The organism is Mucilaginibacter sp. (assembly GCF_035492695.1).
GTDB lineage: Bacteria > Bacteroidota > Bacteroidia > Sphingobacteriales > Sphingobacteriaceae > Mucilaginibacter.
This window is the reverse complement of the sequence record NZ_DATJJC010000006.1, coordinates 152,458-179,340: the sequence shown is the minus strand read 5'-3', so window position 1 is coordinate 179,340 and position 26,883 is coordinate 152,458. Positions and strand designations below refer to the sequence as shown.

Annotated in this window: 30 protein-coding genes; 14 read left to right on the top strand and 16 right to left on the bottom strand. The window is 43.7% G+C overall.

Features of this window, described 5'->3' with window-relative positions; all coding sequences use genetic code 11:
* Positions 1 to 5: 5 nt before the first annotated feature.
* From tgt to VL525_RS03225, 5 genes are all read left to right on the top strand, one after another.
* The gene (tgt, locus tag VL525_RS03245) at positions 6 to 1,136 is read left to right on the top strand and encodes a tRNA guanosine(34) transglycosylase Tgt (protein WP_325383258.1); all 1,131 of its coding nucleotides are present in this window, start codon (positions 6 to 8) and stop codon (positions 1,134 to 1,136) included.
* On the top strand, positions 1,137 to 2,240 hold the full coding sequence (locus VL525_RS03240) for an LptF/LptG family permease (protein WP_325383256.1): 1,104 nt from the start codon (positions 1,137 to 1,139) through the stop codon (positions 2,238 to 2,240).
* Positions 2,241 to 3,140: a DMT family transporter gene (locus VL525_RS03235; RefSeq protein WP_325383254.1), complete on the top strand. Its 900-nt coding sequence runs from the start codon at positions 2,241 to 2,243 to the stop codon at positions 3,138 to 3,140. It abuts the gene before it with no gap.
* Positions 3,141 to 3,952: 812 nt separating this feature from the next.
* Positions 3,953 to 4,231, top strand: coding sequence for a LapA family protein (locus tag VL525_RS03230; RefSeq protein ID WP_325383252.1), 279 nt, complete (start codon positions 3,953 to 3,955; stop codon positions 4,229 to 4,231).
* Positions 4,232 to 4,252: 21 nt separating this feature from the next.
* Positions 4,253 to 5,134 carry an NAD(P)-dependent oxidoreductase gene (locus VL525_RS03225; RefSeq protein ID WP_325383250.1) on the top strand — a complete coding sequence of 294 codons (882 nt, stop codon included), beginning with the start codon at positions 4,253 to 4,255 and terminating at the stop codon, positions 5,132 to 5,134.
* Between the two features lies 1 nt (position 5,135).
* On the opposite strand, the gene ispE is transcribed toward VL525_RS03225, so the two are convergent.
* Positions 5,136 to 5,954, bottom strand: coding sequence for a 4-(cytidine 5'-diphospho)-2-C-methyl-D-erythritol kinase (gene ispE / locus VL525_RS03220; RefSeq protein ID WP_325383245.1), 819 nt, complete (start codon positions 5,952 to 5,954; stop codon positions 5,136 to 5,138).
* A 169-nt stretch (positions 5,955 to 6,123) separates the two neighbouring features.
* Here ispE and VL525_RS03215 point away from each other — a divergent pair, with 169 nt between their 5' ends.
* From VL525_RS03215 to VL525_RS03190, 6 genes are all read left to right on the top strand, one after another.
* Positions 6,124 to 6,918, top strand: coding sequence for a thymidylate synthase (locus VL525_RS03215; RefSeq protein ID WP_325383243.1), 795 nt, complete (start codon positions 6,124 to 6,126; stop codon positions 6,916 to 6,918).
* A gap of 218 nt (positions 6,919 to 7,136) precedes the next feature.
* Entirely contained in the window at positions 7,137 to 7,619 is a 483-nt protein-coding gene (locus VL525_RS03210) for a dihydrofolate reductase (protein WP_325383241.1), read from the top strand.
* Positions 7,620 to 7,734: 115 nt separating this feature from the next.
* Positions 7,735 to 10,740 (top strand): protein translocase subunit SecDF, encoded by a 3,006-nt coding sequence (gene secDF / locus VL525_RS03205; protein WP_325383239.1) that lies wholly within the window; start codon positions 7,735 to 7,737, stop codon positions 10,738 to 10,740.
* An 83-nt stretch (positions 10,741 to 10,823) separates the two neighbouring features.
* Positions 10,824 to 12,137: an NAD(P)/FAD-dependent oxidoreductase gene (locus tag VL525_RS03200; protein WP_325383237.1), complete on the top strand. Its 1,314-nt coding sequence runs from the start codon at positions 10,824 to 10,826 to the stop codon at positions 12,135 to 12,137.
* 69 nt (positions 12,138 to 12,206) lie between these two features.
* Positions 12,207 to 12,836, top strand: a complete 630-nt coding sequence (locus tag VL525_RS03195) for a hypothetical protein (RefSeq protein ID WP_325383235.1) — start codon at positions 12,207 to 12,209, stop codon at positions 12,834 to 12,836.
* A gap of 11 nt (positions 12,837 to 12,847) precedes the next feature.
* Positions 12,848 to 13,711 (top strand): hydroxymethylglutaryl-CoA lyase, encoded by an 864-nt coding sequence (locus tag VL525_RS03190; RefSeq protein WP_325383233.1) that lies wholly within the window; start codon positions 12,848 to 12,850, stop codon positions 13,709 to 13,711.
* Here the strand turns inward: VL525_RS03190 and VL525_RS03185 are convergent.
* The 3 genes from VL525_RS03185 to fbaA all read right to left on the bottom strand — a co-directional run bounded on the left by VL525_RS03185 (position 13,698) and on the right by fbaA (position 15,741).
* Entirely contained in the window at positions 13,698 to 14,126 is a 429-nt protein-coding gene (locus tag VL525_RS03185) for a GNAT family N-acetyltransferase (RefSeq protein ID WP_325383231.1), read from the bottom strand. The two genes, VL525_RS03190 and VL525_RS03185, sit on opposite strands and share 14 nt — an antisense overlap.
* Positions 14,092 to 14,598, bottom strand: coding sequence for a low affinity iron permease family protein (locus tag VL525_RS03180; protein WP_325383230.1), 507 nt, complete (start codon positions 14,596 to 14,598; stop codon positions 14,092 to 14,094). Before VL525_RS03180 ends, VL525_RS03185 begins: the two co-directional genes overlap by 35 nt.
* 63 nt (positions 14,599 to 14,661) lie before the next feature.
* Positions 14,662 to 15,741, bottom strand: a complete 1,080-nt coding sequence (fbaA, locus tag VL525_RS03175) for a class II fructose-bisphosphate aldolase (RefSeq protein WP_325383228.1) — start codon at positions 15,739 to 15,741, stop codon at positions 14,662 to 14,664.
* A gap of 188 nt (positions 15,742 to 15,929) precedes the next feature.
* On the opposite strand from fbaA, the gene accD reads away from it, so the two are divergent.
* Positions 15,930 to 16,775 (top strand): acetyl-CoA carboxylase, carboxyltransferase subunit beta, encoded by an 846-nt coding sequence (accD, locus tag VL525_RS03170; protein WP_325383226.1) that lies wholly within the window; start codon positions 15,930 to 15,932, stop codon positions 16,773 to 16,775.
* Positions 16,776 to 16,942: 167 nt separating this feature from the next.
* Here accD and VL525_RS03165 read toward each other — a convergent pair whose 3' ends face one another.
* The 4 genes from VL525_RS03165 to glmM all read right to left on the bottom strand — a co-directional run bounded on the left by VL525_RS03165 (position 16,943) and on the right by glmM (position 20,221).
* Positions 16,943 to 17,155 carry a hypothetical protein gene (locus tag VL525_RS03165; RefSeq protein ID WP_325383224.1) on the bottom strand — a complete coding sequence of 71 codons (213 nt, stop codon included), beginning with the start codon at positions 17,153 to 17,155 and terminating at the stop codon, positions 16,943 to 16,945.
* Positions 17,156 to 17,226: 71 nt separating this feature from the next.
* Complete coding sequence (locus VL525_RS03160; protein ID WP_325383222.1) at positions 17,227 to 17,523, bottom strand: hypothetical protein; 297 nt, start codon at positions 17,521 to 17,523, stop codon at positions 17,227 to 17,229.
* Positions 17,524 to 17,614: 91 nt separating this feature from the next.
* On the bottom strand, positions 17,615 to 18,751 hold the full coding sequence (locus VL525_RS03155) for a cysteine desulfurase family protein (RefSeq protein ID WP_325383220.1): 1,137 nt from the start codon (positions 18,749 to 18,751) through the stop codon (positions 17,615 to 17,617).
* Positions 18,752 to 18,829: 78 nt separating this feature from the next.
* On the bottom strand, positions 18,830 to 20,221 hold the full coding sequence (glmM, locus tag VL525_RS03150) for a phosphoglucosamine mutase (protein ID WP_325383218.1): 1,392 nt from the start codon (positions 20,219 to 20,221) through the stop codon (positions 18,830 to 18,832).
* Positions 20,222 to 20,417: 196 nt separating this feature from the next.
* Here glmM and VL525_RS03145 point away from each other — a divergent pair, with 196 nt between their 5' ends.
* On the top strand, positions 20,418 to 20,984 hold the full coding sequence (locus VL525_RS03145) for a phosphatase PAP2 family protein (protein WP_325383216.1): 567 nt from the start codon (positions 20,418 to 20,420) through the stop codon (positions 20,982 to 20,984).
* Complete coding sequence (locus VL525_RS03140; RefSeq protein ID WP_325383214.1) at positions 20,984 to 21,700, top strand: ZIP family metal transporter; 717 nt, start codon at positions 20,984 to 20,986, stop codon at positions 21,698 to 21,700. Before VL525_RS03145 ends, VL525_RS03140 begins: the two co-directional genes overlap by 1 nt.
* A gap of 65 nt (positions 21,701 to 21,765) precedes the next feature.
* Here the strand turns inward: VL525_RS03140 and VL525_RS03135 are convergent, their stop codons facing one another.
* From VL525_RS03135 to nusB, 8 genes are all read right to left on the bottom strand, one after another.
* Positions 21,766 to 22,215 carry a MarR family winged helix-turn-helix transcriptional regulator gene (locus VL525_RS03135; protein WP_325383212.1) on the bottom strand — a complete coding sequence of 150 codons (450 nt, stop codon included), beginning with the start codon at positions 22,213 to 22,215 and terminating at the stop codon, positions 21,766 to 21,768.
* Positions 22,216 to 22,254: 39 nt separating this feature from the next.
* The gene (locus VL525_RS03130; protein WP_325383210.1) at positions 22,255 to 22,413 is read right to left on the bottom strand and encodes a DUF5522 domain-containing protein; all 159 of its coding nucleotides are present in this window, start codon (positions 22,411 to 22,413) and stop codon (positions 22,255 to 22,257) included.
* Positions 22,414 to 23,352, bottom strand: coding sequence for an MBL fold metallo-hydrolase (locus VL525_RS03125; protein WP_325383208.1), 939 nt, complete (start codon positions 23,350 to 23,352; stop codon positions 22,414 to 22,416).
* Positions 23,353 to 23,394: 42 nt separating this feature from the next.
* Entirely contained in the window at positions 23,395 to 23,994 is a 600-nt protein-coding gene (coaE, locus tag VL525_RS03120) for a dephospho-CoA kinase (protein ID WP_325383206.1), read from the bottom strand.
* Positions 23,994 to 24,941: a CdaR family protein gene (locus VL525_RS03115; RefSeq protein ID WP_325383204.1), complete on the bottom strand. Its 948-nt coding sequence runs from the start codon at positions 24,939 to 24,941 to the stop codon at positions 23,994 to 23,996. Before VL525_RS03115 ends, coaE begins: the two co-directional genes overlap by 1 nt.
* A gap of 128 nt (positions 24,942 to 25,069) precedes the next feature.
* Positions 25,070 to 25,432: a preprotein translocase subunit YajC gene (gene yajC / locus VL525_RS03110; RefSeq protein ID WP_325383202.1), complete on the bottom strand. Its 363-nt coding sequence runs from the start codon at positions 25,430 to 25,432 to the stop codon at positions 25,070 to 25,072.
* 8 nt (positions 25,433 to 25,440) lie between these two features.
* Positions 25,441 to 25,866: a DUF1573 domain-containing protein gene (locus VL525_RS03105; protein ID WP_325383200.1), complete on the bottom strand. Its 426-nt coding sequence runs from the start codon at positions 25,864 to 25,866 to the stop codon at positions 25,441 to 25,443.
* A gap of 39 nt (positions 25,867 to 25,905) precedes the next feature.
* Positions 25,906 to 26,856, bottom strand: coding sequence for a transcription antitermination factor NusB (gene nusB / locus VL525_RS03100; protein WP_325383198.1), 951 nt, complete (start codon positions 26,854 to 26,856; stop codon positions 25,906 to 25,908).
* Positions 26,857 to 26,883: the final 27 nt, after the last annotated feature.

Genomic DNA, 26,883 nt, shown 5'->3' with positions numbered 1-26,883 from the left:
TCGAAATGAAATTTAATTTAACTGCACAAGACCCGCTTTCCAAAGCCCGCGCGGGCGAGATCACAACCGATCATGGTACTATACAAACACCTATCTTTATGCCGGTGGGTACTGCCGGAACGGTTAAGGCTGTGCACCAGCGTGAGCTGAAAAATGATATTGAAGCGCAGATCATATTAGGCAACACCTATCATCTTTATCTAAGACCGGGACTTGATACCCTCGAAAAAGCAGGCGGGCTACATAAATTTAACGGATGGGACGGCCCTATCCTTACAGACAGCGGCGGTTACCAGGTGTACTCGCTTACCGATGTAAGGAAAATAAAAGAAGAAGGCGTCACTTTCCGTTCACATATCGACGGCTCAAAACATTTGTTCACGCCCGAGAACGTAATGGATACCCAGCGCACCATCGGCGCAGATATTATTATGGCCCTTGATGAGTGCACACCTTACCCTTGCGAATATGGCTATGCGCGCAAATCTATAGAGATGACGCATCGCTGGCTCAAACGCTGCTGCGACCGTTTTGATAGTACCGAACCTAAATATGGGTACACCCAAACCCTCTTCCCTATTGTACAGGGGTCGGTTTATAAAGATCTGCGTATAAAATCAGCGGAAGTTATCGCATCCTTTGAACGCGAGGGTAATGCTATTGGCGGTTTATCGGTAGGCGAACCTGCGGAAGAAATGTATGCCATGACAGAAATTGTATGCGATATATTACCGAAGGAAAAACCACGTTACCTGATGGGCGTTGGCACACCGGTAAATATTTTGGAGAATATAGCGTTAGGTATTGATATGTTTGACTGTGTGATGCCTACGCGTAATGCCCGTAATGGCATGCTTTTCACTAAAGAGGGCATCATCAATATACGTAATGAGAAGTGGAAAAATGATTTTACACCGATAGAAGCTGATAGCGACCTGTTTGCGGATGTATGCTATACAAAAGCTTATCTTCGTCACCTGGTGCATTCCGGCGAAATATTGGGCGCACAGATAGCTACCTTGCATAACCTGCATTTTTACCTGTGGCTGGTGAAACAAGCGCGCGAGAAAATTATTGCCGGTGAATTTTATGACTGGAAAGAAAAAATGGTTAAACGCCTGGGCCAACGATTATAAATGAAACGTTTGTTTAGTAAATATCTTAAAGTGATCGACTGGTACATTATCAATAAGTACCTGGGCACTTTTGTATTTACCCTTGGCATATTTACTGTTATTACTGTGGTTTTTGATATTGCCGAACACATCGATAATTTTTTAAAATCGGGGGCAAGCCTGCACGATATTGCTTTCAAATATTATGCAGGCTTCATCCCTTTTTACCTGAACCTGCTCGAACCTTTGATCAATTTCATTGCAGTTATCCTGTTTACCGCCAGGATGGCCAACCAAACGGAGATTGTACCGATATTAAGTTCCAAAGCGAGTTTTGCCCGGTTTTTACGGCCCTATTTTGTTTCGGCTTCGCTGATATTTATTGTATCGCTGTTTGCTAACATCTATCTTATTCCTTTCACCAACAGGTTAAAGGTTGATTTTGAGAATAAAAATTTCAGCGATGGCAGCGATCCATCCAAAAGCGAGGTACACATGCAGTTGGATAAGCATACTTTCGTTTTTGTAAAATCATTCGATAACTCGTCAAAAACAGGCTTTGAATTTATTATGGAGAAGTTTAACGGTGATACCATGACCGAAAAATGGGTGGCCCAGAATATTTCATACGATTCGCTCAAACGCAAATGGACCCTGAAAAACTACAGCCTGCGCCGTATCAAAGGTTTAAAGGAATCGATGATATGGCACGGCACGTCTAAAGACACCACACTGGATATGAAACCCGTGGACTTCGAGATCAGGGACAACGCCTATAGCGCCATGTCGACCCAACTGCTCAACAAAAATATCGAAAAGGCTAAATTGCGTGGTACCGGCGAACTGATGGATATGGAATTTGAAAAATACAATCGCTTCGTATATCCGTTATCCACCTACGTGCTCACGCTAATTGGCGTTTCTATGTCGTCGCGCAAGGTGCGCGGAGGGATAGGACTGCCCCTTGGTATCGGTATCCTGCTTTGTTTTGCCTATATCGTGGTCGAGCGGTTTGCGCTTGTATTCTCTACAAAAGGCGGTGCGCCGGCTTTACTATCAGTATTTGTACCTAATGTATTGTTTGGTATATTGGGTTACTTTCTGTTATTAAAAGCGCCAAAGTAAATGCCTTCCGAAACCGAACCGGCTACCCTAAATAAGAACCTGGTCATCCTGCATTTTACTGTTTTCATCTGGGGTTTCACGGGTATATTAGGCAAGCTTATCAGCGTGTCGGCGGTGCACCTGGTATGGTACAGGGTACTCATCGCATCCATATCTCTATTCTTTTATTTCCGGTTTAACCGCACCGAATTTAAGGTAAGCAGAGCCGCCTTTTTCAAGCTGGTCTTAACCGGCGCGCTGGTTGGCGCACACTGGATATTATTCTTTCTGTCCATCAAATTATCTACCGTTTCGGTGGCCTTGGTATGCTTCTCATCCCTTACATTATTCACTGCCATACTCGAACCACTCATCAATAAAAACCGGATATCCGGGCTCGAGATCATTTCTGGTTTACTCATTATCCTGGGTATATTTATCATATTCAAATTTGAAACACAATACACTAAGGGCATTATTGCAGGTATCATTTGCGCCGTTTGTGCGAGCCTTTTTTCCATCATCAACGCCCGCCAGGTAAAACATTACCAGGCACCTGTCATCGCCTTTTATGAGCTGTCGGGGGCCTTTGTGTGGATATCGTTATACCTTGCCTTCACCAATGGATTCAACCAATCAATGGCGCTTTCCCGCTCCGATTTCGGCTATCTTTTCCTGCTGGGAACGGTGTGTACATCACTGGCTTACGTTGCCGGAGTATCGGTAATGCGCGAGCTTTCACCCTTTCGCGTGGCGCTCATCACTAACCTTGAACCCGTTTATGGGATTATCATGTCGTTTCTTTTCTTTGGTGATATGAATAAAATGACAACTGGTTTTTGGGTCGGCGCCATCATTATTTTATCTACCATCTTCCTGTTTCCTGTCGCTCAAAAGCAATTGGCGAGAAGGAAAAAATAGTCATCGCTTTTCATTTTTGTATACGGTCCTACCCGCGGCGGGGTAGGGCAGGTGCGGTTCATGCGTATCATCCTCACGCATTTTAAAGCGATTTAAGCTATTCTGGTCATCACCTTTACTTAACCCCGGCGGGTCAGTTTAAGTGGATTAAAGGGGAATTTATAAATTGCCTTAGTGTAAAATAACCATCAATATTAGCGACCGTTAAATTCTGCTAAATAAGAGCAATTTTCGTGATCAATGCAAGTAAAAATTTTCGCTTTGTAAATTTTTAAATAATTTTATTTTACTGATAATCTTATAATTATATCAAATATATAAATCAACTGTTTAACAAAAGCGGCTTAACTAAATTATCAAAAAAACTAATATTTTTAGCAATTATTCAATAGTGGGGTATTTTTACTATTTATATATTTATTAATCAATTATTTAACATTGGCTATATACATAAAAACTTCATTAAAGGTAATTAACCGCAAATACGCAATCAAAGTGTATCAAAACGGAAATTGTGAGTTTTGGAAAAATCGCCGGAGTGCCACGCGTACCAGCAAAAAAATTCGAGGATGTATTTTCCGGTGTTTCGTACGCGAAATTTTCACATGAAAAATTGACGCCGGTTCGTCAAAAAAAATAAGAGAACGCTTTGCTTAATTTTTCTGGTTTTTCAATTCGATAGAAACGCTTATATATTTTACAGCCTTCGCTCCCACTCCCCTTCCCTTTTTGTAGATTAGTATTTCATTGCCGGGTCACATTTTTAAACGATATAAACCGAATCATTTTTTCACCGTTAATTTGAAATAGACATGAGAATAAAAACAATGCTGATCATCATCATTACGATACTGCTTACCGTAGTGATCATGCAAAATAGCGAGCCTGTATTTTTCAATGTGTTGTTTGCTACTTACCACATTTCGAAATTGGCTATGCTCCTTTTTGCCGCGATAGCCGGCTTCATCATCGGGGTGCTCGTCGGTAGGCCTGGGCGACCAAAGTATATCCCGGGGCAAGTTGAAGATGCCGATGCTAAAAAGGACCATCCTAATACACTAAGCGACGAAGACAGGGATTACATCAGTTAAAATAACAAAACAATCTACTATATGAAAATCGGGTTTATTGGCCTCGGGAATATGGGCCTTCCAATGGCGAAAAATTTAATAGCTGCGGGCTATCATCTGCAGGTGTACAACCGTACGGCTGAAAAGGCCGACGACCTTGAAGCGTCGGCAATTACCAAATGCAAAACGCCTGCGGAGGCTGCGGCTAATGTGGCTGTGGTAATTACCATGCTTTCGGACGACGATACCGTTAAAGAAAGTGTTGTCGGAAAAAATGGGATCTTAAACACTCTTCAAAAAGGCGGGCTTCATATCTCAATGAGCACCATCTCGCCGGATATTGCTCAATTCCTTTCCGATCAGCATAAAGCCGCAGGGAGCTCATACCTCGCTGCGCCCGTATTCGGTCGCCCTGAAGCCGCGGCTGCAAAGAAATTATGGGTATGCGTTTCGGGCAGCAAAAAAGATAAGCAAACGGCAACCCCTATTCTGGAATGTCTTGGGCAGGGCGTGGTTGATTTTGGTGAAGACGCCGGTGGGGCCAATGTCGTGAAGATAGCAGGCAACTTCATGATCATGTCGTCACTCGAAATGATGGCAGAGGCATTCACCCTGGCAGAGAAGTTCAACCTCGACCGCACCAAAGTGGCTGAGTTCTTCGGTTCTACGATATTCAACGCGCCTATTTATCAAAACTATGGCAGGCTGATCGCTAATAAACAATACGAACCGGTAGGGTTTAAAGCAAAACTGGGTTATAAAGATGCCCGCCTCGCATTCAAATTGGCCCAGCAAAGCGAAACGCCTATGCCCCTGGGCACACTTATCCATAATCGTCTTTTAACAGCTGTAGCTAAAGGCCTGGGCGACCGGGACTGGGTTGAAGCCGTTGGCCGCGGGGTAACTGACGATGCAGGCGTGTAAATCAAATATTATAAAACACCTGGTTTGTTTTCTCCAGTGATGACAGATCAGGTGTTTTATCAAATATCCCGAAAACGGAGGCCCCGCTCCCGCTCATACTGGCGTATATCGCGCCTGCCTCATACATAGCCGCTTTTACGCCTCTTATTACTGCGTGGTTTTTAAACACCGATTCCTCAAAATCATTTTTGATGCTGTGCTTCCATTCGTGAATGGGTAGGCTTACAAGTTCTTTTAAAGACAACTCTGCCGGCGCGGGCTTAACTCCCCGGTACGCTTCGGACGTGGAAACATGCGCAGGAGGCATTACCAACGCAATGTGATACCCGGACAGATCGAGGTTTACCGGTTCAAACCTATCCCCCTTTTCAAATGCAAATACTGGTTTGCTTTCGATAAAAAACGCACAGTCGGCGCCCAGTTGCCGGGCGTAGTGCAGTTTCTGTTCTGTGGCCATACCTAATTCAAATAGCTGATCGATCAGCTTAATAAAGAAAGCCGCATCGGCCGAACCGCCGCCAAGCCCTGCCCCTATCGGGATGTGTTTATGCAGGTGAATAGTTACCGGCGGCAGCTCGTAGTCATTTTTGATGAGATGATAAGCCTTAATGCAAAGGTTATCCTCTACCCTGCCGGGAATACCCAGGCCTGATGATTGAAAACTCAGCTCCTTGCCTGCCAATGCTTCCAGGGCGTCATATATTTTAACCGGATAAAAAATTGTTTCGATATTATGGTAACCATCGGGCCGGCGGCCTGTTATATTAATGCCGATATTGATCTTGGCGTTCGGGAATACGATCATCAGATTGATTAACACGGCGTGTATTTTTGCACATCCGTAGGATACCAAAAATAGATTATTTTTATTTGTATCGGGAAGTTAGATTCAGTTGATTGAGTTAAATGGTTGATTAAGTTATGATCGGCCGATATTTAAAAATAACAATTCAACTTGATCCAGCATAATCAACTTAATCAACCCAATAATGAAACAATACCTTGATTTGATGAAGCATGTGCTGGATAACGGCGCACAAAAGCACGACCGTACCGGCACCGGCACTTTAAGCGTATTTGGCTACCAGATGCGTTTTAACCTGCAGGACGGCTTTCCGCTGGTTACTACCAAAAAGCTTCACCTGAAATCGATCATACACGAGCTGATATGGTTTTTGCAAGGCGACACCAATATTGCTTACCTGAAAGAGAACGGTGTACGCATATGGGACGAGTGGGCGGATGAGAACGGCAACCTGGGACCTGTTTATGGCTACCAATGGCGTAACTGGCCAAAACCCGACGGCGGGCATATCGACCAGATAAGCCAGGTGGTGAACCAACTCAAAAACAACCCGGATTCGCGCCGCATCATGGTGTCGGCCTGGAATGTGGCCGATGTGGAACGCATGGCGCTCCCTCCTTGCCACAGCCTTTTCCAATTTTATGTAGCTGATGGCAAATTATCCTGCCAGCTATATCAGCGCAGCGCGGATATATTTTTGGGCGTACCTTTTAATATAGCATCATACGCTTTGTTGACTATGATGATGGCCCAGGTGTGTAACCTGCAGTACGGTGACTTTATCCACACCTTTGGCGATGCACACCTGTATAATAATCACATTGAACAGGCAAACTTGCAGTTAAGCCGCGAACCCCGTCCGCTGCCGACAATGAAGATAAACCCGGATGTAAAAGATATTTTCCAATTTAAGTTTGAAGATTTTACACTGGAGAATTATGATCCATGGCCGCATATTAAGGGAGCGGTAGCTGTATAGTTCATTTGTTAATTAGTTCATTGGTTGATGGGGAATAGTCCCGACTATATTAAGACGCTTTTTCCTGACTTGTTAAGCCTGGATAAGGCATTGAATTGCGTTCATGTTAAAAATCGGCCCGGTTTAGAACAAATAAGGCTGGAATATCTTATACAAAAGATCATCAGTGAAGATAATGTATTATTAACGCTCCTCGCCTCTCATTAATCATCAAATCAATGACAATATCTGCCATCGTCGCCATAGGCGAAAATAACGCCATCGGTAAAAACAATCAGTTGCTATGGCACTTGCCGGCCGATTTGAAACATTTCCGGGTGGTTACTTCCGGGCATACCATTATTATGGGCCGAAAAACATTCGATTCGGTGGGCAAACCGTTACCCAATCGCCGCAACATCGTTGTAACCCGGCAGGACATCAAAATTGAAGGTTGTGAAGTAGTGAAATCGATTGACGAAGCAATAACCTTATGCCAGGGCGAGTATGAAGTATTTATTGGCGGCGGCGCCGAAATTTACCGCCTTGCGATGGATAAAACCGATAAAATTTATCTTACCATTGTTCATAAAGCTTTTGATGCGGATACCTTCTTCCCTGATATTGACCACAAAAAGTGGATCGAAACCAAACGCGAAGACTTCCCGGCTGACGAAAAAAACAATATCCCATACTCATTTATCACCCTCGAACGGCCCTAACACTCAATGCCTTTATTTTGTTTGAATATAAAATTTTATGCTTATAAAATTTTATTAGATTTGCCGTCTTATTTAAAAAGCTTATAAACTAATTTATTACATATTATAATTTACAATGCAAGGTAAAGGGGTTATCAAATTTTTCGCCATCTTTTTGGCGATAGTCTGCTTATACGAGATTTCGTTCACGTGGGTGGTGCGCAAGGTTAAGGACGATGCCGTAGCATATGCCAAAGGTGATACAACAAAGCAAAAAGCATATTTAGATTCCATATCGACCAAACCGGTATATCCTATCCTCGGGCATACCTATCAATATTGCGAGAATCACGAATTAGCCCTCGGTCTCGACTTACAAGGTGGCATGAGCGTAACCATGCAGGTTGCGTTGCGCGATCTGGTGCAGACGTTGGCCAACAAAAATCCCGATCCTACTTTTAACCAGGCTTTAGATAAGGCAGATATTGACAGCAGAACCAGTCAAAGCGACTACATTACACTATTTGTAAAGGAATACGAAACGCTTAATCCAAACGGCAAGCTGGCAGCTATTTTCGCTACACAGGATAACCGTGAGCACCTGAAATTCAGTGACGATAATGCCAAAGTTGAGACTTACCTGAAGGAACAGGCTGATGTGGCCGTACAGCAAACCTATACGGTTATCAATACCCGTATCGACCAGCTCGGTGTCACCCAGCCCAATGTTCAGTTGTTAAAAGACCGCAACCAGATATTGGTAGAACTGCCGGGCGTAACAGAGCAGGAGCGTGTAAGAAAACTATTGCAAGGGACCGCCAAGCTGGAATTTTATCGGACATTTACCAACACCGAGGCCTTTGCTACGCTGAATAGCATTAACTCGCTATTGGCAGCAAAAAACAAGGCTGCTAAAACTGATTCAACCAAAACTAATGCTAAAGCAGACACCGGGAAAGCCGGCAACAAGGTTGCTGAAGCCAAGAAAGACACGTCAAAAGGTGCGCTTTCGTTGTTGAATAAAGTAAATAAAAGCGCCGGGAAAGATACATCGTCATTAGCGGGTAAAGCTTCCAGGAGTGCGCAATTTCCGTTGTTTACGCTCCTGAGTCCTAATTACGTTCAAAATCCAAACACCGGCCAAGTGCAGAAATCGCCGGTAATTGGTTACGCGCTTAAAAAAGATACTGCTAGGGTTAATGCAATCCTTAAGATGCCGGAAGTAAAGGCCCTGATGCCCCAAAATATGAAATTGCTGTGGGGCGTTAAACCCATTGAGGATAAAACCGATAATTCCAATAACCAGGATAAACGTTTCGAACTTTATGCCATGAAACTTTCAGGCGCCGATAATGGCGCTGTGCTTACAGGTGATGTGGTAACCGATGCCAGGAGCGAGATTGATCCTGTTAAAGGTTCCCCGGAAGTGAGCATGAGCATGAACCCGCAGGGTGCCCAGAAATGGAAAGAAGTAACAGAACAGGCGGCTCCAACGAATGATGCTATTGCCATTGTGCTCGACGATAACGTTTATTCGGCCCCCGGAGTTGAAAACGCGATAACCGGCGGCGAATCGAGGATCATGGGTAACTTCACTATTGAAGACACAAAAGACCTCGCCAACGTACTGAAAGCCGGTCGTCTCCCCGCTCCCGCAGTTATTGTTGATGAAGATACGGTAGGTGCAACATTAGGCCAGCAGGCTATCAACGCTGGTTTATTGTCATCTGTTTTAGGTTTTGTGGTCGTGCTTGTCTTCATGATTGCTTATTACAATCGCGCGGGTACTATAGCGGTAGTTGCTGTTATCATCAACGTATTCTTCCTGATGGGCGTGCTCATTAGTTTAAATGCCGTATTAACTATGCCAGGCGTGGCCGGTATCGTGTTAACGTTGGGTATATCGGTTGATGCCAACGTGCTTATTTACGAACGGGCACGGGAAGAACTTGCCCTGGGTAAATCCATCAAGCTGGCAGTAGCCGATGGTTTCAAACACGCACTTTCATCTATCCTCGACTCCAACATCAGTACCTTCCTTACCGGTTTGATATTATTCGTATTCGGCAGTGGTCCTATCAAAGGCTTCGCGGTGGTGTTGATGATCGGTATCGCAACTTCGCTATTTTGTTCGTTGCTGATTTCTAGGCTCATATTTGAATGGATGATCTCCAAAGGCTGGGATATTAAATTTTCGAACCCATGGAGTTCACACACCTTTAAGAATGCCAATTACGCCTTCGTTAAAAACCGTTTCAAATTTTATATTTTCTCGGGCGCTTTCATTATTGCCGGGCTTATATCCATGTTTACGCAGGGCTTTAATTACGGTGTCGATTTTGTCGGTGGACGTACATACATCGTTCAGTTCAACAACAAAAACGTAACAACTGAGACCGTCCATAAATCCATCGATGGCCCATTGGGCGTCAGTGAGGTAAAGACCTTCGGCAAGGATAAAATAAGCATTACTACCAAATACCTGATCGAAGAAAATACCACTTCGGCTGATACTAAGGTTAGGCAAACGCTGATCAATGCTTTAGGGCAAACCCCGGAAACCAAGATCACCGACAAGAACATCATTAAATTCCAAAAAGTGAAAGCTACCATAGCAGAGGGCTTGAAACAATCGGCTTTCTGGACGGTATTCATTGCCATCATCGTCATATCGGCTTATATACTTCTCCGGTTCCGCAAATGGCAGTTCAGCCTCGGGGCGATGGTAGCTACCGCGCACGATGCTTTGATGGTATTATCTTTCTTCTCGCTGTTCAAGAATTTTATTCCATTCCTGGATATCGACCAGTCGTTCATAGCGGCCATATTGACAGTTATCGGTTACTCGATCAACGACACCGTAGTGGTATTCGACCGTATCCGCGAGTTCCTGGGCCTGCACCATTCTGCATCTGACGACCCTGAGGAAGTTATTAATCATGCTATCAATAAAACGCTGAGCCGTACCATTATCACTGCTTTAACGGTGTTATTCGTACTGATAGTGTTATTTGTATTCGGTGGCGAAGTTATCCGGGGCTTCTCATTCGCCTTATTGGTGGGCGTTTGCTTCGGTACTTATTCGTCTATTTGTATCGCTACTCCGGTTATTGTCGACTTTGGCAAAAAAGACCTCAAGTAAAAGTCATCTTTCATATTATCGAAGGCTCCAAACAACATTTGGAGCCTTTTTTGTTATCTATATGGTAACATATTCATTTAAATATGAAAGCGACAGACACATCAAAATACCCACGGGTGGTAATTATAGGCGGTGGTTTTGGCGGCCTTGAGGTAGCTAAAGCCCTTGCCAACAAACCGGTAGAAGTGCTAATGATAGACAAGCATAACTACCATACTTTTCAACCGCTGCTTTACCAGGTTGCAACGGGCAGCCTCGAAGCAGAATCTATAGCATTCTCACTGCGAAAAAACTTCGATGACCAGGAAAATTTCCGTTTCAGGATGGCTGAAGTGACCAGCATAAACCCGGAAAAACATATCATTGACACTACTACCGGCGAAATTCCATATGATTACCTGGTAATTGCCACAGGATCCACAACAAACTTCTTTGGCAACAAGGACATCGAGCACAATGCCATGCCGATGAAATCGATCCCTGAGGCATTAAACCTGAGATACCTGGTATTGCAAAACCTGGAGGAAGCGGAACTGCTCAAAACCAGGGAAGAACGCGAACCTTACCTCAACTTCGTACTGGTAGGCGCGGGCCCTACTGGTGTTGAACTGGCGGGTGCACTTGCCGAATTGAAGAATCACATACTCAGCAAGGATTACCCTGAACTGAACAAGCATGAGATGAAAGTTTACCTTGCCGATTTTTTGCCAAAGGTACTGGGGCCTTTTTCAGATGAGGGGTCGGCTGCTGCCAAAAAATTCCTCGAGAAAATGGGTGTTGAGGTTATGCTGAACGCAAAGGTTGAGAGTTATGACGGCAGCGTAATTACCTTTGAAGGCGGCAAAAAAATTCGTACTAAGAACGTCATCTGGTCGGCGGGTGTAATGGGCGTTATTCCTGGTGGCATTGACAAGGGCCTTGTGGAAAAAGGTAACCGCATCCGGGTGGATAACATATGTCGCGTGGCAGGATACTCCAATATATTTGCCATTGGTGATGTGGCGGCCATGATAACGCCTGACACGCCAAAAGGGCACCCCGGTGTTGCACAAGTTGCCATACAAATGGGAAAGAATGTGGGCAAAAATATTGTACGAATCATTAACAATGAGCCGGCAGAACCATTTAAATATTTTGATAAAGGATCATTAGCAACCATCGGGCGCAACAAGGCTATAGCCGACCTGGGCAAGTTAAAATTCCAGGGCTTTTTCGCCTGGCTGATATGGATGTTCGTACACCTGATATCACTTTTAGGTTTCCGGAAGAAAGTGGTTGTATTCATCAACTGGGTGGGAAGTTACCTCAGTTATAATGGAGGGTCGCGTTTGATCATGAGGCGATACGTTAAGGAGGCGGCTCCGCAGGATGCTGAAATGATGTCGCATCCGGATTAAACTTTATTTCGCTATCACGGTCAAATTACAGCGTTACAGCACCTATATTTAGCATTTAGTAATCCCGCCATGAAAACTTTAATACTCAGCATTGCGTTAATGTTCGCACTTTCCATTGTCAATGCCCAGGACGATGGCAACAGCGTTGTACGTACCTACCAGGTCGATCACGGACGAAACGCGCCGATAGCCACCGTTCATGATTCTATCAGGCTGCAAATCGATAGCAACATGGCCTGGTATCAAAAAACCTTTAAAACGGACAGCGATATTAAAGTAAGTAAGATTTTTTTGCGCGCCCTGCAATTTATGGCGGCAAAGAACTTCCAGCAAAACTATGGTTACGAGCCAGAGGGTAAGATGATATTTACAACCACACAGGACCTTAATCCGACCCAGCCGGGAAACTACGACGAATTGCAAATATATACGGTGCAGTTTGCCGTAACTATCGACATAAAAAATGCCAGGTATCGTACAACCATTCACAATGTAACGTTTTATTTGCCGTCGGAAACCGGCAACAGGCGGCTGACCTTAAAAGAAATGAATCAACGGGCAGTGTTCGGGAGCTCCAGGTCGGTGCGTAAGGAAGCTGCCCGTATCATGGAATCATTCGAAAGGTATCTCGTAGGCCTCACCAACGAACTTTATGTTGAGGTTGAACATAAAGCTATAATTTACGACCCAAAATTCTGACATTCGTATCAATGTCCTCCACAATACAAATTACCGAATGTCCGCGCGATGCGATGCAGGGCCTTGCTCATTTTGTGCCGACGGATATAAAAGTGACATATATTAACCTGCTTTTACAGGTAGGTTTTGATACAATAGATTTTGGAAGCTTTGTTTCGGCGAAAGCCATCCCCCAAATGAGGGACACGGCGGAAGTGCTGAAAAAGCTCGATCTGAGCAACACCTCGTCAAAACTGTTAGCTATAATAGCTAATCACCGTGGAGCCGAAGATGCATCAAAATATGAGGAGATCACTTACCTGGGATTTCCCTTTTCCATATCCGAAACTTTTCAGCGGCGAAATACCAATACAAGTGTAAACGAGGGTTTTGACACGGTAAAGAGGATCAATGAATTATGCCATAAAAGCGGTCAGCATCTTCTTACCTACCTTTCAATGGGATTTGGAAATCCTTATGGTGATGTATGGCACGAAGAATTGGTATTATACTGGGCTGAAAAGCTGATCAATGAAGGGATAAAGTATATCTCACTGGCCGATACGATCGGCATAGCCGAACCTGCACAGATAGAAAATTTATATAAGGCGCTTTCAAACCGGTTTTTGGGAGCAATATTCGGCGTGCACTTACATTCGACCCCCGATACCTGGTTTGAGAAGATAGATGCGGCTTTTAAAAGCGGCTGTAAACGATTTGACACTGCATTAAAAGGCTATGGAGGCTGCCCGATGGCGAAAGATGAGCTTACAGGCAATATTGCAACCGAAAATGCAATTGCTTACCTGCAACAACAAGGCATCGATACAGGGCTTAATTTGGACAAATTAAAGGAGGCAATGGAATACTCCGGAAAAGTGTTTATGCATTCCTGACCATCTTGTAATGCCTAATCCCGGCTTCTTCAAACTCGGGCCCGGTTTTTACAAAGCCGAAACGTTCGTATAAGGTTACTGCTGCAACTTGTGCATGCAAATAAACATAGTCCGCATCGGCTGGAAGATCAGCTAATACGGCTTTCACTAATGCTTGTCCCACTCCATCGCCACGGAAATCTTTTTTTACCGCAAAACGCTCTAATTTATAACCCTTATCTGTTTTACGCCAGCGCGATGCGCCGGCGGGAATACGATCTACAGTTGCCAGGAAATGGTTTGATTCGTCCTCGTGTTCCCATTCCAGTTCGGGTGGACAATTTTGTTCGCCTACAAAAACTTCGCGCCTGATGGCAAATACTTTTTCCAGGTCGGATTGATCAGTTACTTTTCTTACTTGTATGTTTTTTGGCATTCATATAGGATTTTCGCGTTCTGTATTGCCCCAGCTTCATCTGGTGGTTCTCCTCAGCTGCATCGATCGAATGGGTACAGGTAATGTCCTCCTCTTTCTCGGCCAGGTCAGACAACTGTACATAAAACTTGTGTAGCTGATCAAGCTCTTCTTCACTAAGGTCCTCAATATCAACTATACGGTTACTTGACCCCTGGTGTGACGCCAGCAGCTCATTCAGCTTCAAATGTATAGCTTTTGAATCTTTATTTTGTGTTTTCTGTATCAGGAAAACCATCAGGAAGGTTATTATCGTAGTACCAGTATTAATAACCAATTGCCAGGTATCAGAATAATTAAATATAGGTCCGGTAACTATCCATCCCACAATAACAAGCATTGCCAATATAAATGCCGCCGAACTGCCGGTAGCATTTGTAGCCCAATTCGCAAACTTTTCGAACAGGTTCTTTTTCTTCTTTTTATAGATCATAACGCAGATAAAACAAAAAATGCCCGCACAAGTTTGTGCAGGCATTTTATCCGCAGTAAAAAACTACAGTTTTTTGTTTACATCAATGCAATTCAAATCTTCGAAAGCGGCCGACAGGCGTTTTACAAAGTTTTCCTCGCCCTTGCGGAGCCATACACGCGGATCGTAATATTTCTTGTTCGGCGAATCTTCACCATCCGGGCTGCCGATCTGGCTCTGCAAATAGCCTTCTTTTGATTTATAATAATCTTTAATACCCTCCCAGAATGCCCATTGCATATCGGTATCGATATTCATTTTGATAGCGCCGTAAGAAATAGCTTCGCGGATCTCTTCCTGGCTCGAACCTGAACCACCGTGGAATACAAAGTTGATCGGTTTTTCGGCAGACAGGTTAAATTTCTTTTTAACATACTCCTGCGAGTTATGCAAGATCACCGGTTGAAGTTTTACGTTACCTGGCTTATATACACCATGTACGTTGCCAAAAGCAGCGGCTATGGTAAAACGCGGACTTACTTTTGAAAGCTCCTCGTATGAATAAGCTACATCTTCGGGTTGTGTATATAAGCGTGAGCTATCAACATCGCTGTTATCCACTCCGTCTTCTTCGCCGCCGGTAACACCTAATTCGATCTCGAGGGTCATGCCCATCTTGGCCATACGTTCCAGGTATTTAGCAGAAATCTCGATGTTCTCGTGGATAGGCTCCTCTGAAAGGTCAAGCATGTGCGATGAGAACAGCGGCTTTCCGGTCTCGGCAAAGAATTTTTCACCGTGATCAAGTAAACCATCTATCCAGGGCAATAACTTTTTAGCACAATGGTCGGTATGCATAATTACCGCTACGCCATAATGTTCGGCCAGTAAATGCACGTGTTTAGCGGCTGATACTGCACCTAAAATGCACGCCTGCAATTTAGAGTTGTCCAACGATTTTCCGGCATAAAACTGCGCGCCACCGTGCGACAATTGGATAATAACAGGCGAATTAACTGCTTTCGCTGTTTCCATTACACCGTTAACGGTATCGGTACCTATAACGTTTACTGCCGGCAAAGCGAACTGGTGTTTCTTTGCTATTTCAAATAACGCCTGCACCTGGTCGCCGTGCAGTACACCTTTATAATCTTTTAAATTCATGAGCATGATTGTTTCGGGCTTCGAATTTATAAAATTTATTAGTACGAGGTGGTATTTATTTGAATATTATTAAGTAAGTCTATAAATTATATCAACATTTGTAAACAATCATAGGCTTGTTAAGCTTATTATAATTCTATCACATCATTAATATTTTTTGTTTCTTTGCACTTGATTGGAGATAACGAATGACCTGGTTTAAAAGAGAATCAAAAGGCATTATAACCACGACAGAGGAAAAGAAAGAGGCCCCTGATGGTATCTGGAATAAATGCCCAAATTGCAAAAAGCCGCTTCACTATACCGAACAGGTTGAAAACCAATATGTTTGTCATTACTGCGGGTATCATTTACGCATCGGCTCAAAGGAATATTTTTCCATCCTTTTTGATGATAATCAATTTACAGAGCTTGATCCGAACCTAAAATCGGGCGACCCGCTGCACTTTGAGGACACTAAAAAATATACTGACAGGTTAGCGGAAACTATAAAGAAAACCGGGCTGAATGATGCTTTACGCGCAGCTGCGGGTAAGATCGACGGACAGGATATCGTTATCGCCTGCATGGATTTTAACTTCATAGGTGGTTCGATGGGTTCGGTTGTTGGTGAAAAAATAGCGCGGTCGATAGATCATAGCATCGCTAATAATGTTCCATTCATGATCATATCCAAATCAGGCGGTGCGCGTATGATGGAGGCGGCATTTTCGCTGATGCAGATGGCTAAGACTTCGGCAAAGCTCGCGTTGCTCGCTAAAGCTAAAATACCTTATATCTCGTTACTTACCGACCCGACGACAGGTGGCGTTACTGCATCGTATGCCATGCTGGGCGATATTAATATTGCCGAGCCCGGATCGCTTATTGGCTTTGCCGGACCAAGGGTGATCAAAGAAACCATCAAAAAAGACCTGCCTAAAGGCTTTCAAACTGCTGAATTTGTACAGGAACATGGCTTTCTTGATTTTATAGTTGACCGCAGGGAAATGAAGGAGAAATTATCGACCTTTTTGAAATTAATGGCCGGTTAACTAAAAATATAGATCAAGAAAAAGGCTTTGATGTTCGTCAAAGCCTTTTTCTTTTAAATGCGCCTGTTAAGCGCCCGACAGGCAATTGCTTACCTGAACCAGCGAGCATGAAACGCCAAAAGGTTTCTTTGCTCTATTTACCCGGTTGTTTGAATCCCGGTTTCTCTTTATGTTCCCCGGCCCACGGTGCCGTCGAGGGCACCGCTCCCGGTCGATTCCTTCGGGGGCAGATCGGCAAAACTACCGTCTTTATGTAAAACTTTGGTTTTGTTGTCCTTTGCAGGCCCCTTAGTTTCTATGGTAGCTTTCTTGTTAGCTTGGTAGTTCTTTCTGTCACTATTATTCTGCATTTCATCAGCAGTATCCAAATATTCACTCATAATTTTATAATTTAACCAACAAAGGCCATCTCGTCAATAGCCTTTGTTGTACATCACACTTAACAGAATTGTTATATGGCTTCGGTGCCGGGCTCATGACCTATCATGCGGCCGGTAGTTCTTCCTTGCGGGCGGCTCTCAAAATCTGATTTGGAAGGGCCGACAGAAGGAAATTCCTTTTTATTAGGTGGAGTTACATCGTTTCGTTCGGTAAAAGAAGAGTCCGCGCCGTTCTCCTGGGAAGATGCTGATTCACTCTCACGAGGATATAATATTTCGTCTTTTTGACCTTTATCCGGTCTCCTGGAAGGGTCTTGCTGGTTAGCTTTTGACCCGCTTTTTCCTGATGTATCTTCGGTAGTTATCATAGGTTTTATACGTTTTAGTGTATAAGTAAGTAACCCCTATGATTGCCTTATTGTTTTCTTTTTTTCTTACAAAGAAATTAATTATACTTAATTATGCATAGGCCATGCATAATTCCTTTAGTTTAGATACGGTATAGTCCACTTCTTCTTTAGTGTTATACTTGGAAAAGGAGAAACGCACCGAAGGGCCCGCGCCAATGCCGCCAATGGCGTTCAGCACATGTGAGCCTATATCTGTGCCCGAACTGCATGCGCTACCTCCCGAAGCTGATATACCCGCAATGTCCAGGTTAAATAACATCATATCGGCCATATCGCTGCAGGGAAACGAAACATTGAGTACAGTGTATAAGCTTTTATCCACATCTGTCTCGCCATTGAACTTAACGCCAGGGATACTAGCCTTCAACTGCCCGATCATGTACGACTTCAGGCCTTGTATATACTGCTGGTGCTGCTCCATATCAGCGTAAGCCATTTCAAGCGCTTTCGCCAGCCCAACGATACCATAAACATTTTCGGTACCGCCGCGCATATTACGTTCCTGGGCGCCACCGTATATAAACGGCTTTATCTTGACTTTGTGATTGACGTACAAAAACCCTATTCCTTTAGGGCCATGCAATTTATGAGCTGCACAAACCATAAAATGGGTCTTCAGTTTGCTTAGATCATGGGCAAAATGTCCCATTGTCTGCACGGTGTCCGAATGATAAATAGCGTTGTATTGCTCGCACAGGTCGCCTATGCGCTCCATATCGCTAAGCGTACCCAGTTCATTATTTGCGTGCATTAGGGATACAAAGCTGCGGTCATTTTCTTTCAGCAGCCTTTCAAGGTGATCATAATCCACAGTGCCCTTGCTGTCCACGTCCACATAACTCAGCTTGATGGTACCGGCTTTTTGCATAGCCTCCAGCGTATGGATCACAGCGTGGTGCTCTATCTGGCTCGAAATAGCATGGGTAATTCCATTATCCACAATGCCGCAACGGATAGCCGTATTATCAGCTTCTGTCCCCCCCGATGTAAAAAATATTTCAGACGGGGAAGCATGCAATAGGTTAGCTATGGTTTTGCGTGAACGTTCGATAAGTGTCCTAACCTCGCGGCCATGGCCATGTATTGATGACGGATTACCATAGTGGTTCTCCATTACCTTATACATTTCCTTTAAAACTTCAGGGTCAATAGGGGTTGTGGCAGCATTATCGAAATAGACACGCATCGTTTAATTATTGAGTTAAGAATTATTGAGTGACCGATCTTCCGGACTTCCGGTCTTGCCGACTTTCGGACTAAAAGATCAATCTTTCAAATGCAGAATATCCTTTATATCCGCTATCATTTTATTGGCGATGTTATCGGCTATAGTTTCCGAATTTCCTTCCGAATAAATGCGGATGATGGGTTCTGTATTTGAACGACGCAAATGTACCCATTCTTTGTCAAATTCTATCTTCAAACCATCAATTGTGGTGTGCGGATGATTTTTGTATTTCTCCTCCACTTTAAGCAAAAGAGCATCAATATCCATTTCTGGCGTTAAGGTGATCTTATTTTTCGAGATGAAATAACCCGGGTAACTACTCCGTAAACTGGAAACCGACTTGCCATACTTAGCAAGGTGTGTCAGAAATAATGCTATACCGACCAAAGCATCACGACCGTAATGCAATTCGGGATAAATAACGCCTCCGTTGCCCTCGCCACCGATCACGGCATTTACATCCTTCATTTTATTCACCACATTCACCTCGCCTACCGCAGCAGCATGGTATTCACCACCCGCCTTTTCGGTTACGTCGCGCAGGGCGCGTGTGGATGAGAGATTGGAAACCGTATTACCTTTTATATTTTTCAACACATAGTCGGCCACAGCCACCAGGGTGTACTCTTCGCCGAACATATTGCCGTCTTCACAAACAAAAGCCAGGCGGTCAACGTCAGGGTCGACAGCAATACCTAAGTGAGCTTTTTTCTTTACCACCTCCTGAGATAACGCGATCAGGTTTTCAGGCAGCGGCTCGGGGTTATGCGGGAAATTTCCATCGGGCTCGCAAAATAGTTTATGAACCGTTTTTACGCCCAATGCTTCCAGCAAAGCCGGAATAAATATGCCGCCCGTTGAATTAACGCAGTCGATAACAACACTAAAGTTCGCTTTTGCGATAGCTGCGACATCAACCAGTGGCAAAGCAAGTACCTTGTCAATATGTTTCTGCAGGTAACTGCCATCAAGGGTTACTTTTCCAAGATCGTTCACATCGGCATATTTAAAGTCGCTGTTTTCGGCAATGGAAAGTACTTCCTGGCCTTCGGCATCGCTGATAAATTCGCCTTTATCATTTAATAATTTCAGCGCGTTCCACTGCTTGGGATTGTGGCTGGCGGTAAGGATAATGCCCCCGGCGGCTTGTTCATCAGGAACGGCAACCTCCACCGTTGGTGTAGTAGAAAGACCGATATCGATAACATCTATGCCCAGTCCCTGCAAAGTACCCACTACAAGGCTATTAACCATATTGCCAGACAACCGCGCATCGCGCCCCACAACAATTTTCTTTTTCCCTGATTTTTTGATTGCCCAGGAGCCGTATGCTGATGTAAATTTTACGATATCCAATGGCGTAAGACCATCGCCTGCTGCGCCGCCTATGGTACCGCGTATACCTGAAATTGATTTTATTAATGTCAAAATGTAAATGTATTGGTGTGCAAAATTAAAAATATTTGGACGACAGCCGCACAAAATCGATCCGATAAGGCCTTATTTTGCTGACGGTACTGAGGGGCAATTAAATAACACCGTGCACCTTTAATAGTTTTTAAGTCATAACGCAGCTGCTGCTATAAGTTGTATGTGATAATTAACTATTTTTGGCTGATACAATATGATTGAACACCTGGTACAATTCGACCGGCACCTACTCCACTTCATTAATCATGATCTTGGTAACCCGTTCTTTGATTGGCTGATGCCCATTTTGCGCAATGCCCGGACGTGGATACCGCTGTATATTATTGTTATCGCGCTCTGCATATGGAAGTATAAAAAACAAGGTGTCATTATTATCGCGCTAATGGCCTTGAGCGCAGGCATTGCCGATTTTACGAGCGCACATCTTTATAAAAAGGAAGTTCATCGGCTGCGCCCATGTAACGATCCTGAGATAGCGTCCACTGTTGTTTTAAGGGTGAACGGCTGCGGAACAGGTTTCAGTTTTCCTTCCACCCATGCTACAGATCACTTTGCTATGGCTATTTTCATAGCATTTGTGCTTTACAAAAGATGGCGCTGGATATGGCTATGGGCAATACTATGGGCCGGGCTGATTTGCTTCGCACAGGTATACGTTGGAGTGCATTTTCCTATTGATGTCACGGTCGGCGCACTTTACGGGGCCTTAGTCGGTTGGATAATGTCCCTGTTGTTTAAAAAAACACAACCTGGTTTTTGATGGATATCTGGAAGATAATTGTGTTGTTCCTGGGCGCCTTTACCGGCGGTATATCCGTATTTTTCTTTAAGGGCGACAATCATAAAACCCTAAAGCTCGTCTTGTCATTCAGCGGGGCATTTCTTTTTGGCATTACCGTTTTGCACCTGATACCTGATGCCTATCATGGCAATGACAATTACGTTGGTGTGTTTATCCTGATCGGCTTTCTGTTCCAGATCGTCCTCGAGCAGCTTTCGGAAGGTATCGAACATGGCCATATCCATAAGCCCGGTCCCGAACATTTTTCCTTTCCGCTTGGCATTCTCGTCAGCCTCTGTATCCATGCCTTCCTGGAGGGTATGCCACTGGCCGAGGGCAACCAAAATCAATTAGTCTTTGGTATTGCCCTGCATCATATACCGGCTGCATTTGCGCTCGGCACGGTGTTATTGGCTAACAGGCAAACTAAAGGGAAGACGATATTTTTTATTCTTTTATTTGCAATAATGGCACCTGCGGGGTATTTCTTTAGTAACGAATTAAGCGCCGGGGGCATAGGAAATCTTCAAAAATATTACGGCCGCATTATGGGCGTGGTCATCGGTATTTTCCTGCATATATCTACGACGATCCTGTTCGAATCAAGTTCGGATCACAAATTCACGGTACGCAAAATGGTGGCCGTGCTGCTGGGTATGGGAATTGCGCTGGGCGCTTTTTTCGCAGAACTGTAATTTGAGCTGAAAGCTTTTTTCGGCCCAATTTATCTGCTTTCTGCTTTGGTCTTTTAGCTTCGCGTTTACCCACGAAGCTTATCCAGCAGGTCACTCAATTTCCCTGCTTCTTCGTCGGTAAGGTTACTTTTCAGAAATTCTTTCGTTTTGAATTCCGAATCCATTTTGGCGAGTGTTTCAAGACCCAGATCACTGATGCGGATATCTACGGCACGGCGGTCTTTATTGTTGGTACAGCGGGACACCAAACCCTTTTGCACAAGCCGGTCGACGATACGTGAGGCATCGGACATCTTATCCAGCATGCGTTCTTTTATTAGGTTCACGGTAGCCGGATTGGGATATTGACCCCTTAGAATACGGAGCACGTTGAATTGCTGGCTTGTTAGTTTATGTTTCTCAAAATGACAACGCCAAACATTATTCAGCCAGCCGTAGGTGTAGTTGATATTGATTACGGCCTTATGATAATTATCCTCGAAATTCGTGCTTTGTATTTCCTCGTCGATACGCATGATACCTGCCTCATTTTTTGCAAATGCAAAGATGAGGAATTATTTTTTAACTTGTTTGGTTTCTTTAGGTCTGCCATAATCCCAGGGACAATGCAGGCATTTGTTTTTACAGCAATATCCCCGTTTCAGGTGGTATTCTTTCGTAAACACAAAAAAACCATCCTCATTGATGTAATAGTCGACACCTTCTACCAGCATTCAGTTCAATATTTTTACAAAAATACGATCGCCAAAATGTTTTCGTAAATGATTACCGTCACCGTGCAGCGTCCACACCTGCTTTGGTGCTGTCTTTTCAACTGTTTGTAATATATCGTTCCAATCGGCATGATCAGAAATAAACAGGGTATCATTTTGGTTCACCTGTAAATTTTTCCAGCCCGAAGCGAACAGCCGCTTCACCCCCACTGCCCTATAATAACTTTCAAACGTAAACGGCGGAACGATGTAGACGTACTCTTTCTGCTCTTTCATCAGCTTACGGCTATATAATTGATGCTTACCAATATCGACACCCATCTTTTGATAAACTCCATTTAAAGGCATTATACTGTGATGTATCAATAAGGTCTTTTGCGGGACATGCTCATTTATCAAATTGATCAGCCGCTGGCTTTTTCCCAGGCCATACGCACCTAAAAGGATATTGACTTTGATATCATTTAATTTTCCGATCTCTTCTATTGGGTCGGGATGTAAAATAGCAGGATTAGCAAAAGTGCTTTCGGTGATCAGCACATCCGTTTTCACCCATTCCAAAGGCTCACAGGTGGCGTCAGGCTGCAATTTATAATCCCCGGTGTACAGGTATTTCACTCCCTGATGTTCCATCAGTATTTGCGCCGAACCCAGCATATGCCCTGCCGGGATGAACGTGATATGCACACCGCCTATGGTAAATGGTTTATTATAACCTGCAAGGTTAAAAAACTTAGCGGCGTTTTTGCCGTATCGCTGTTTCATAAATAACGACGTGGCCTCGGTACAGTAAACTTCGTTATTCCCGGGTATGGCATGATCGGCATGGGCATGCGATATCACTGCGGTTTGTACCGGCTTAACAGGATCGATATAAAAATTCCCATATCTGCAATAAAGGCCGTTAGTGTCGAAATAAAGGAAATCTTCAAGTATCATTTTCGGTGGTCATTGGGCATTAGCAAGGTCTGTTTCAAATGTCTAATGACCATTGACGAATGACAAAAATCGTTCATGCAAGGCCAAAATCTGTGGGATAACCAACTCCGTGTCATCGTTCCTGATCACAAAATCGGCCAGTTCAATTTTCTTTTCTTCAGAGAATTGGCGCGCGTCGCGGCTCAATATTTCTTCCCGGGTAAATCCATCGCGCTGCATTACGCGCTTTATGCGCAGTTCAAGCGGAGCCGTCACAATAATTGATCTATCACACATTTTATAGGAGTCGCTTTCAAAAAGCAACGCCGCCTCTTTCATTATATACGGAGCATTTTTTACCTGAGCCGCCCACTCGTCAAAAGCTCTGAAAACGGCCGGGTGCACCAACGAGTTAAGTTTAGCCAACTGTTCTTCATCATTAAACACAATTGAGGCAATAAACTTGCGATTGAGCGTACCGTCATTAAAATAACTTTCCCTGCCAAAAGTTGCTTTTATTCCATCCATCAAAATAGCGTCCTCCACCATAACCCTTTTTGCAGCGTCGTCGGCGTAAAAAACAGGAATCCCCAATACCTCGAATACTTTGCTTACAGTGGTTTTGCCACTGCCAATATTACCGGTGATACCTATTTTGAGCATTATTTACGGATGATAAAGTCAACATTTTGAGGTTCTATCTTCACGATCTTACAATAAGGCGGGTAGCGTGTCAATTTTACGGGCAAAGTACTGTAGCCGCGGTTGTGCCATAGGTCAAGGTCAGCAGCAGCTTCAAAAAAGTCTTCGTCCATTTCAGGATATTTCCTCAATGAGGTCGTAAAGGTAATTTTGACTTTTTGCGGGAATATCTTTACGCGATAGAAATTGTGGTTATTAACCAATTTAACAGGTATCTGCACCGTCTTTTCGGTAAACTCGTCAACAGGTATTCTTACCCTTACCGATTTGGGGTAGATGCTAAGGTTACCTTGCTTGACAGGTTCTAATGTAAGATTGGCCCGTATGGTCTCGTTGACGCTATCAAGTACCAGCGAATCTGTGTTCCACGATTTAATATTATCGATCACGTTATCCGGACCACTTACCGTTACGTATGACGGTTCAACCGTAATATTATTCGATTGTGCAAACTGCCGCTGGTAATGTATACCTGTAATTAAGTTAACAGGCACCCGCTTTACTGTTCTGCCTGAGAAATCGAAATAAAGCGTATCAGGGCTAAAAGAGACGATGGGCTGATCGAAATCTGTTCTATTGTTTATCTGTTTTAGCTGAGAACTCAGTACCACATAATCCTTGCTTTCAAGCGATTTCAGGTCAACCTCGATATTCTTATTGGCGTATTCCATTTTCTGGAACAATATCTCCCAGCCGGTGCCTTTTAACGTTGCCTTAATCGTATCGGCCTGTAGCGGATGGAATGCTCGTTTTTGAGGTGAATTTTTGTAGACAAGCACCTCATTAACTGTAAAACTATAGGTATCAGAGAGTGTATAGAACACCCAAACCAGGACGGCGAGCACCACGCAGGTAAAAAATGCCGACAAACGTCTTCTTTCTGATGCTGATAGTTTTATTAAAGCCATCTATTAAAATGCTTAAAGCTGAAAGCAAAAAGCCCAAAGCTGAAAATTGAAATTTAGCTAATTTTCATACTTATAACTTCCTGCTTCCAGCTTTTATTTCAGCCTTCTGCTTTTTAGAGCTTCCCTTATCAGGCTTTGGCCTTTTCTGTCTTTGTATCGGTCTTGGCGACAGGTGGAGGCGTGTTCAGCGCTTTAGATGCTTCAAGTGATATAGCTGATTTATCGAAACGTATCTTGCCGCCGCCTTCAGTTTCAACCAGGAATGTAGCTTCAGCAACATCTGCAATACGGCCATGTATACCGGCTGTAGTTACCACCTTATCACCTTTCTTAAGCTCCTGTACATATTTTTTCTGATCTTTTTGTTTTTTGATCTGTGGACGTATCATAAAAAAGTAGAATACCACGATGATCAAAACCAGGGTGATCAGCTGCCCGCTGGCAAAACCACCGGTTGCACCGGCTGCCTGTAATAGAATTGTTGTTGTCATTTTATTGATTAATTAAGGGTCACCTCACCTATCAGGTGCACAATGTTTTGCGCCGGATTGGTGTTGGCGGTTACTAAAATTTGTTTATCCTGCAAGCCAACTTTCCCGGCGCTGTTAAAAGTGACTTTTATTTTTGAGCTTTCACCCGGTTTTATCGGCTCTTTCGGCCATTCAGGTATGGTACATCCACACGATGCTTTAGCATCGGTAATAATAAGCGGGGATTTGCCGGTATTGGTAAACTTATATTCGTACGTTATCTTTTCGCCGTCTTTTATTTTGCCGAAATCGTGTGTCTCTTTTTCAAATTTCATTACCGGTTTATCGGCCGGACTTGTCGCGTTGGTATCATTCGACGCCGTGCTGCCCGATTGATTGTTGCAGGCAACCATTAACATGCCCGCGGCCATAAGTGCTAAAAAAAGTTTTTTCATTGTATTTAAAAAATTTTAAAATCAGACCGCATCAATAAATCATTCGTCTATCAGTCCCCTTCCCACTTTCCTGATAGTATTATCGGCTTTCAATTCGTATAAAATCTTGTCTAAGATACCGTTTATAAATGAATTACTCTTTGGCGTGCTAAACTCCTTTGAAATCTCGAGGTACTCATTAATAGTAACTTTAACCGGGATGGATGTAAAATTAACGAACTCCGTAATAGCCATCTTCATTAAAAGCGTATCCATCATTGCAATGCGGTCGGGCTCCCAGTTTTGCGTTTTTTTGCCAATCATATCCTGGTACTCTGCATCATACCTTATCGCCTGCCGGAATAGTTCAATAATAAACTCCCGGTCTTCGTCCCAATTACCTGTTACCTCGGCCAATTTATTTTGAGCCGGGTTATCGTATGAGAAGTTTTTGAACGTCTTGGCTATCAATGCCTGCAATACATCTTTATCCACGGGCCAGAAGATAAATTTATCTTCAAAAACCTGCTCCGCGAGCAATGATTTCAGGATCACCTTTTTAAAGATGAACTTGATTATGTCCTTATCACTATGCAGTGTATCGTCTGTCTTTTTCAAATAATCGCCATATTCCGATGAGTTTTTTAGAATAGTGAAAAGCGATTTGGCCAGTTCCGGGTCGAAACTCCAGGATATCTTATATTTTTTTACTGACGCCAGGTATTCATCATTTTTATTTAGCGATGTAATGAACCTGTTTTCAAGCAATTTGAGTTTTGGCGCCAGGTCATCAGCCGTTGGCAAGTGCTTATGTTTTCTTTCTTCTGCGTCGGTCTGGGCATAGCTTACAACTTCGGATATTAACGAAAGCATCCAGATGTACATCTCGTGTACCTTTTCGACGCTTTGCAGCAAGTTCTTTTCATGCTGCTTAATGTCCTTATTGTCTGACTGATGATAGGCGTAAAGCGCCTGTAAAACTTTTACCCGTAGATGTCTTCTGTTTAGCATGGTAATAAAGAACGGTTTCGACCCACC